1 protein-coding gene is annotated in these 1,377 nt (G+C 51.0%); it reads left to right on the forward strand.

What is annotated here, in order from left to right; genetic code table 11:
• Positions 1-93 precede the first annotated feature (93 nt).
• Positions 94-1,101 carry an IS110 family transposase gene (locus KP814_RS32530; RefSeq protein ID WP_216740671.1) on the forward strand — a complete coding sequence of 336 codons (1,008 nt, stop codon included), beginning with the start codon at positions 94-96 and terminating at the stop codon, positions 1,099-1,101.
• The last annotated feature ends 276 nt before the right edge of the window (positions 1,102-1,377 follow it).

A 1,377-nucleotide genomic window follows, 5' to 3' on the forward strand; every position in this document is an offset into this window, starting at 1 on the left:
GTAGGTCGATGAGATGGTCTCCTCCTTTCCTGCAGCGGCATCGCAATGTGCCATGATTATGAGTGCAATCAAAGGACGAAGGAGGAGACCATCATGTCTAAGCATAAGACGGTTGGATTAGATTTGGCAAAGAGCGTCTTCCATTTGATTGGCTCCGATGGCGAGCGGAGAAAATTAAAGCGTTCTCAGGTTCTGAGGTACTTTGCGCAGCAAGAAAAAAGCGTAGTGGTCATGGAAGCCTGCGGTAGCGCGCATTACTGGGGACGGGAGTTTAAGGCGTTGGGTCATGATGTGCAGTTGCTGCCGCCACAGCATGTGAAAGCGTATTTACGGGGACAAAAAAATGACTACAACGATGCACAGGCGATTCTCGAAGCAGCGCTGCACGGGCGTATCAGAACAGTGGAAGTCAAAACTGAAGAGCAGCAAGTACAACAAGCCGTACTGATTATGCGTAAAGGGCTTGTACGGGAGCGGACGCGGCTGGTGAATCAAACGCGAGCATTGTTGTATGAGTACGGCGTTTCGATACCTAAATCGCTGAGTCGGTTTCGGACTCAGCTTGTTGAGCAACTCGAAGAAACAAATACATCACTCCCTTCCAGAATCAGGGAAATGGCTCAGCGACAATATCCGCGTCTAGTGAAGTTGGACGAAGAAATAGCGTGGTGCGAGGCGCAAATCCAACAGGCGTCAAAACAGGATGAAGACTGTCTGCGTCTACGCCAGGCGCCAGGGTTTGGCCCCATTGTGAGCTACGCCTTCAAAAGCTGGCTGGGTACGGGGCGACAGTTTACCTGCGGAAGAGACGCCTCTGCGGCGTTAGGCGTTATACCCAAGCAGCATACAAGCGGAGATAAGGATCGATTGATGGGAATCACCAAGAGAGGGGACGCCTATTTGCGAAGCCTGATCATCCACGGTGCGCGATCGGTGGTCAGGCAGGCCAACAAGAAAGACGATCCCCTGAGTCAATGGATCAATCGATTGGTCGCCAAACGTGGCGTCAACAAAGCCACTGTCGCATTGGCGAACAAGCTGATCCGAATAGGTTGGGCGATGGTGGCGAGGCAAGAGAGCTATCGGYCGATAGCTTGTTAGAAGATAAAACCAGAGCACCGACTTGTATTGAGAAAAGTGARCTCCAAAGGTTGCGGAGGCGACAAACTTAAGATGACAAAATAGGTCAAACCAGCGTAACGGAAACCTGACTACTCCGAAGGTAATCAATACCGATAGGTCGATAAGGACGATACGCGCGGACAGCTCATCAAGGCCAGAGTATTACAACTCGCAAACAGGCCGGATATACGGCAGCAACCTACCTTGTTATCAAAGTCTGAAGCCCTTGCAAAACAGGAGGAGACCATATACGGA

This window comes from Hahella sp. HN01, assembly GCF_018986435.1.
In the GTDB taxonomy this organism is placed as follows: Bacteria; Pseudomonadota; Gammaproteobacteria; order Pseudomonadales; family Oleiphilaceae; genus Hahella.